Raw genomic sequence first — 5,344 nt, 5'->3', positions numbered from 1 at the left:
AAGCAGCAAGCCGACTACATCGGTGTGACCGTCGAAGGCCCGTTCAAGCCGCACGCCTACCGCTACTAAGCAGCAGGCAACGCCAAGCAACGATGCCCAAGCCAGGCCGGCTCACACCGGCCTGGCTTTCACTTGCAGCTTGCCGCCTTAAGCCTGCTGCTCGAGGAACGATCAATGTCACAAGAACGCCGCTACAGCTTTGAGTTCTTCCCGACCAAGACCGACGCTGGCCACGAAAAACTGATGGGCGTCGCCCGCCAGCTGGCCACCTACAACCCGGACTTCTTCTCCTGCACCTACGGTGCCGGTGGTTCGACCCGCGACCGCACGCTGAACACCGTGCTGCAGCTGGAAAACGAAGTGAAGGTGCCTGCCGCGCCGCATCTGTCGTGCGTCGGCGACAGCAAGGCCGACCTGCGCGCCCTGCTGGCCGAATACAAGGCCGCCGGCATCAAGCGCATCGTTGCCCTGCGTGGCGACCTGCCGTCGGGCATGGGCATGGCCAGTGGCGAGCTGCGCTATGCCAGCGACCTGGTCGAGTTCATCCGCCAGGAAACCGCCGATCACTTCCACCTGGAAGTGGCTGCCTACCCGGAAATGCACCCGCAGGCGCGCAATTTCGAGGCTGACCTGGGCAACTTCGTGCACAAGGTCAAGGCCGGTGCCAACAGCGCCATTACCCAGTACTTCTTCAACGCCGACAGCTACTTCTACTTCGTCGAGCGCGCACAGAAACTGGGCGTGGACATCCCGGTGGTACCGGGCATCATGCCGATCACCAACTACAGCAAACTGGCACGTTTCTCCGACGCCTGTGGCGCCGAGATCCCGCGCTGGATCCGCAAGCAGCTGGAAGCCTATGCCGACGACACCGCCAGCATCCAGGCGTTCGGCGAAGAAGTGATCACCCGCATGTGCGAGCAGCTGCTGCAAGGCGGCGCACCTGGCCTGCACTTCTACACCTTGAACCAGGCCGAACCGAGCCTGGCGATCTGGAACAACCTGAAGCTGCCGCGCTGAAACTTTTTGGCAAAGTCTGCTTAAGAAATGATTAAGGCTTTGGTCATAGACTAAAGCCTTGTTCATTTTCCGGTTACACAGGTCTTGCCAGCCATGCAGCATCTCCAGCCTTCGCGGCCACAGCTCGTCTACCTGGCTTTTGGCCCGGCAACCTACCATCAGGAAGCCTGCTTCAGCATCGTCAGCGCCCTCGCCCACCTGGACAGCGCTGCGGGCGAAGCCATGGATATCCAGGTCTACACGGATAACCCGCAGCCCTATGCCAGCCTCCCGGTCACCGTCCACCTGCTGGACGAGGCCACGCGCCAGGCATGGAACGCCCCGCACGGCTATCACTTCCGCAGCAAGCATGTGCTGTTGCGACAGGTATTGCAGCAACACCCGCTGGCAGTCCTGATCGATACCGATACGTTCTTCCGCAAATCGCCACTGCAACTGTTCGCCCGGGTAGCGCCAGGCCAACTGCTGTGCAACGCCATCGGCGCCCGCTATGGCGCCAACCAGAAGTGCCTGCTGTACAGGAACCTGCTGGCGATCCTCGAATCCCGAGGCCTGGCCGACTGCCAGATGCCACTGGTCAACTCCGGAGTGATCGGCCTTACGGCCGAAGATGCCAGCACTCTGGACCGCTCCATTGCCATGATGGACGAGTTCCATCCCTTGGCACGCGAGGCCTACACCCTCGAGGAGTTCTGCCTGGCTGTGGCGGCTTACCGCACGCTGGCGGTGGCCGAATGCACCGATGTCATCCACCACTACTGGAGCCGCAAGGCGCAATTCCGTGCCAAGATCCAGGCCTGGCTGCGCAAGCACGGTGAAGCCCCCCTGAGCCAGGCCGCGCTCGCCGACGTCACCCTGGTCAACGACCAGCTGCCGCGACCACCGGCCTTGCAGCGCCTGGGCTATAAAGCGCTCAGCCTGACCCTGCCGCGCCACGAACGCCAGTTTGCCCGCGAGCTGCTGTATGGCTGCTACCCCTACCCCAACGAATTCGACCGTGCCTGCGCGCCGGCCTGGTGGGACAAGGCCCTGGAAAACCTCAATGCCCGCCATGGCCACATGGAGCCCGACCGGCTGCGCCAGTGCCTGCGCCACCCGGGGCTGCGCCTGTCGCTGGGCGAACAGCGCAAGGATATCGAGGCACATCTGTTGCGGGCCTCCCGGTGTTGAGTGGGGCCCGCACACAAGGACACCGTCTGCACTGGCCTTGCCCAGGCCGAGCGCGTAATCTCCGGCCATGCCACACGTCGCCCGCCTGTTCTGGATCCTGCTGCTCATATGCCTGAGCCCGTTGGCCCTGGCCGAGCGCTTGCGCCTGGTGAGCGACGACTGGGCACCCTATGTGTATGAACATGACGGCCAACCGCAAGGCATAGACTACGAAGTCACCACCCAGGTCTTCGCCCGCCTGGGCGTAGAAGTGGAATGGCAGTTCCTGCCGTGGAAGCGCTGCCTGGCAATGGTCGAGCAAGGCCTGGCAGATGGTATTCTCGACATCTTCCAGACCGAGGCACGCCAGCCTTACCTGGTTTATGCCCCCGAGCCCATGTCGATTGTGGAGTTCGTCCTGTTCCAGCAACATTCGCGTCGCCATAGCGTGACCAGCCTCGCAGATCTCGCCGGTCTTCGCGTCGGTACATCCCCCGGCTACGCCTATGGCAAGGCCTTCACCGAGGCGCCACACTTCAAGCGTGAGGCCGCGCCCACTCACGAAGCCAACTTTGGCAAGCTGGTACTGGGGCGTGTGGACCTGGCAATCACCGACCGCAAGGTCGGCCACTACCTGCTCCAGCGGTTGCGCCTTGAGCAGCAAGTCGAACAACTGCCGCTGGTGATCAGCCGCCAGCCTCAGTATCTGGGACTGGTGCGCAAGCCCGGGCGAGAAGCACTGGCCCTGGCCTTTGCCGAAGAACTGCGGCGTTTCAAGCAGGAACCGGCCTTCTTGGCGATCAGCAACCGCTATACGGGCGACATCGGAAGCATTCTCAACGCCGTTGAGCAGCAGGAAAGCGGCACAGCGCGATAGCTCTGTTATACTCGGGCCTTCCCGCCCGGCTCACGCCCGGACGCTCGGCCTCGCAACAGGCATCCCGATCGGCAATTGACGCACTTTCGCGTCCACCCTCCGTTTCCCGGATGTGCAGTGAAAGCCCAGCTGGACCGGACGCGATCGCATCCCACCGATGCCCGTCGCGCCAGGCAGAACATCCCTACGGGCCCAGCCCACACGAGAACAGGATCGCCCATGTCCTTTGCTTCCCTCGGTCTCTCCGAGGCACTTGTCCGCGCTATCGAGGCTGCGGGCTATACCCAGCCGACCCCCGTGCAACAGCGGGCGATTCCCGCCGTGTTGCAAGGCCGCGACCTGATGGTTGCCGCTCAGACAGGTACTGGTAAAACCGGTGGCTTCGCCCTGCCGATTCTCGAGCGCCTGTTCCCGGCCGGCCACCCCGACAAGTCGCAGCGGCATGGCCCGCGCCAGCCTCGCGTACTGGTCCTCACCCCGACCCGCGAACTGGCAGCCCAGGTGCATGACAGCTTCAAGGTCTACGCCCGCGACCTGCCACTGGTCAGCGCCTGCGTCTTCGGCGGGGTTGGCATGAACCCGCAGGTCCAGGCCATTGCCAAGGGCGTGGACGTGCTGGTCGCCTGCCCGGGCCGCTTGCTCGACCTGGCCGGCCAAGGCAAGGTCGACCTGGCCCACGTGGAAATCCTGGTACTCGACGAAGCCGACCGCATGCTCGACATGGGCTTCATCCATGACGTGAAGAAGGTCCTCGCCCGCCTGCCGGCCAAGCGCCAGAACCTGCTGTTCTCGGCGACCTTCTCCAAGGACATCACCGACCTGGCCGACAAGCTCCTGCACAACCCGGAGCGCATCGAGGTCACCCCTCCAAACACCACTGTCGAGCGTATCGAGCAGCGCATTTACCGCCTGCCCGCCAGCCACAAGCGTGCACTGCTGGCGCACCTGATTACCCTGGGTGCCTGGGAGCAGGTGCTGGTGTTCACCCGCACCAAGCACGGTGCCAATCGCCTGGCCGAGTACCTGGAAAAGCACGGCCTGACCGCCGCCGCCATCCACGGTAACAAGAGCCAGAACGCCCGCACCAAGGCACTGGCCGACTTCAAGGCCAACAGCGTGCGCGTGCTGGTAGCCACCGATATCGCCGCGCGCGGGCTGGACATCGACCAGCTGCCGCACGTGGTCAACTTCGAGCTGCCGAACGTGGAGGAAGATTACGTCCACCGCATCGGCCGTACCGGCCGCGCCGGTCGTTCGGGCGAGGCCATCTCCATGGTCGCGCCGGACGAAGAAAAACTGCTCAAGAGCATCGAGCGGGTGACCAAGCAGCGTATCCCGGACGGCGACTGGATGGGCTTTGATGCCAGCCAGGTAGAAGCCGAAAAGCCCGAAGTACGTGAACGCCCGCAAAACAACGGCCGTGGCGGTCGCAACCAGCAGCCACGCGGCGAAGGCAGCAAGGACGTCAACGGCGGCCGCAAGGACAAAGGCAAGGATAAAGGCAAGGCCAAGCCGCAGGCTGCTGACAAGCCGGCCGACAAGGAAAAGAGCGGCGACCGGCAACAGCAGCCGCGCAAGCCGCGCGACAAGAAGCCGCGTCAGCAGCAACAGCAGCAGGCCAGCAGCGCAAGTACGCCGAAAGCGCCAGCCGATCGCGATCCTGAAGCGTTCCTGGACGACGATGTGGATAACTTCGGTAACCGTGCCGACTACGTGAGCCCGTACCAAGGTAAAGGCCAAGGCCGCAATCGCCGCCCAGGTGCTGGTGCCGGTCAGGGCCAGGGTAACGCCCCACGCAGCAATGCCGGGGGCCAGGGCCAGGCGCGCAGTGGCGGCCAACAGCGTAGTGGTGGTGCTTCCAACGGTGGCGAAAAACGCCCACCCCGCGCCAATAACGGCGGCGGCGCCCGTCGTGATGGCGGTGGTGGCCGTGGCCGCCCGGCGCGTGACGATGCTGCCCGGCAAGAGCCGGCCGTGCGCAACCCGCGCCAGCCCGAAAAACAGCCCGTGATCATCCGCAAGGAATCCAAGCTTGACCGCTTCCCGACGCCCGAGCAGCTGGATGACCTGCCAAGCCGCCCGCGTGGCGAGCGCCCGGCCTTGTTGACCCGAAAAGGCTAAACCCAGGCCAGCCTTTGCCGGCTCATCCTCGGCAAAGGCAAATAAAAACGCCGCCCAATGGGCGGCGTTTTTTATTGCCGAGCAATAGTTACTTCTGCTTCACGCCTTCAACACTGATATCCAGGTCCAGGGTCTGCGAGGTCGCGCCCGGGCCTTTGATGCCGAAGTCGTTCAGGT

General features: G+C 63.9%; 5 protein-coding genes. All 5 read left to right on the top strand.

All coding sequences use genetic code 11. The annotated features are described in order from the left end of the window. Nucleotides 1–69, top strand: a 69-nt coding sequence (locus HP546_RS31910; protein ID WP_172231079.1) for an adenosylhomocysteinase, incomplete at its 5' end; no start/stop codon positions are given. 105 nt (nt 70–174) lie between these two features. Further along, nucleotides 175–1,020, top strand: a complete 846-nt coding sequence (metF, locus tag HP546_RS25305) for a methylenetetrahydrofolate reductase [NAD(P)H] (protein ID WP_172231076.1) — start codon at nt 175–177, stop codon at nt 1,018–1,020. 93 nt (nt 1,021–1,113) lie between these two features. Then, nucleotides 1,114–2,190 (top strand): hypothetical protein, encoded by a 1,077-nt coding sequence (locus tag HP546_RS25300; protein ID WP_172231073.1) that lies wholly within the window; start codon nt 1,114–1,116, stop codon nt 2,188–2,190. A gap of 67 nt (nt 2,191–2,257) precedes the next feature. After that, complete coding sequence (locus HP546_RS25295) at nt 2,258–3,046, top strand: ABC transporter substrate-binding protein (RefSeq protein ID WP_172231070.1); 789 nt, start codon at nt 2,258–2,260, stop codon at nt 3,044–3,046. Nucleotides 3,047–3,265: 219 nt separating this feature from the next. Further along, nucleotides 3,266–5,167: a DEAD/DEAH box helicase gene (locus tag HP546_RS25290; RefSeq protein ID WP_172231067.1), complete on the top strand. Its 1,902-nt coding sequence runs from the start codon at nt 3,266–3,268 to the stop codon at nt 5,165–5,167. Nucleotides 5,168–5,344: the final 177 nt, after the last annotated feature.

This window comes from Pseudomonas sp. CM25 (genome assembly GCF_013179705.1).
Taxonomy (GTDB): Bacteria; Pseudomonadota; Gammaproteobacteria; order Pseudomonadales; family Pseudomonadaceae; genus Aquipseudomonas.
The sequence above is the reverse complement of the archived record's forward strand: the minus strand, read 5'-3'. Positions and strand labels throughout refer to the sequence as shown.

What these genes read in the sequence shown, in the direction of transcription:
- metF (WP_172231076.1), top strand. Translation starts at nt 175, where the DNA reads ATGTCACAAGAACGCCGCTACAGCTTTGAGTTCTTCCCGACCAAGACC.
- HP546_RS25300 (WP_172231073.1), top strand. Translation starts at nt 1,114, where the DNA reads ATGCAGCATCTCCAGCCTTCGCGGCCACAGCTCGTCTACCTGGCTTTT.
- HP546_RS25295 (WP_172231070.1), top strand. Translation starts at nt 2,258, where the DNA reads ATGCCACACGTCGCCCGCCTGTTCTGGATCCTGCTGCTCATATGCCTG.
- HP546_RS25290 (WP_172231067.1), top strand. Translation starts at nt 3,266, where the DNA reads ATGTCCTTTGCTTCCCTCGGTCTCTCCGAGGCACTTGTCCGCGCTATC.